We start from the raw sequence: 1,192 nt of genomic DNA, 5'->3' as shown, positions 1-1,192 counted from the left end.
TACTTAACTAAACCGTTCATTTTAATTTTTTTGAATAAGGTGTTAAACTGTATTTGATTGTACGTTTGGCTAATGTGGTGACATTTGATAATCGTACAATTTATGATTCATTACCAGATAATGAATCGTTTTTAATAATCGATTTATACAAGCAATGATGGCAGTCTTATGAGGTTTCTCATTAGGCTGCTTTCTTAGTTTGTAGTAATAATCGACGACATGATTGTCATAATGATGCTGCCCTCTTATTATATTCATAATCACCCAAAATAAAAGTTTTCTCGCTTTTTTATTACCACGCTTGTTGATGGTATCTCTATAGTGTGTATTACCTGATTGATATCGTTTGATATCAATGCCTACAAAAGCGTTGAGTTGTTTATTTGATTTAAATCGCTTAATATCACCAATCTCTCCAATAATCATAGCTGTGCTTAGCTTACCAATACCAGGTATCGAATGAATATTTTCAAAATAATCGAGTTGTTGTGCTAATTGAATCATGGCATCATCTAATTGTTTGAGATGATGAATAGATTGTTTTAATTGTTGAATAAGTAAGCGTAATTTTTCGACTAGAAAGGAATGTCTATCGACATTAGGATAGCTTTCTTGAGCAATCACTCTTAATTGAAGTGCATATTTTGTAGCTTTATCCATTGACATTCCCTTATTTGTAGAATTGAATATATGTGTAATAAGTACATCCTTGTCGATATCAAGCACCATGTCTGGATGAGTAAAGATTTCTGCGATGTTGAGTGCAATGATTGAATATCGACTACTAAATAATCTTTCTAAACCAGGGAATGTTTGATGGAGTAATTCAAGGATCTGAAATTTAAGTCGATTTTGTTCATTCTCGATTTCTAGATGAAAACGGACGCGTTCTCTTAATTCAAAGAATATTAACTCATGTATAGGTAAGCTGCCTGTTTGTTTAAGCGTCGGTCCTAAACAAGCAAGCTTATGAGCATCTGCCTGATCAGTTTTCCATGATCTTAGAGCGCTCGTTTTAAATTTGGCTTCTAACGGACTCATTTGAATATAGTTAATTTGATTTACACAACAAAATCGTTCCATACCTCTTGAATAGATACCTGTAGATTCAAAAATGAGTTGTGGGTGGTCTAAGTCATTCAAATACTTGAGTAAATAATTGTAGCCATTTTTATTATTTTGGATGAAAAAC

1 protein-coding gene is annotated in these 1,192 nt (G+C 32.5%); it reads right to left on the bottom strand.

Annotated features, from left to right (window positions below):
- Positions 1-69: 69 nt before the first annotated feature.
- A complete protein-coding gene (locus HMPREF2897_RS08070) occupies positions 70-1,143 on the bottom strand; it encodes an IS110 family RNA-guided transposase (protein ID WP_256276794.1) in 1,074 nt (357 codons plus the stop codon).
- Positions 1,144-1,192: the final 49 nt, after the last annotated feature.

It is taken from the genome of Staphylococcus sp. HMSC065D05 (genome assembly GCF_001813195.1).
Taxonomy (GTDB): Bacteria; Bacillota; Bacilli; order Staphylococcales; family Staphylococcaceae; genus Staphylococcus; species Staphylococcus epidermidis.
Note: the sequence above shows the minus strand (reverse complement) of the source record. Positions and strands in the feature narration are given on the sequence as shown.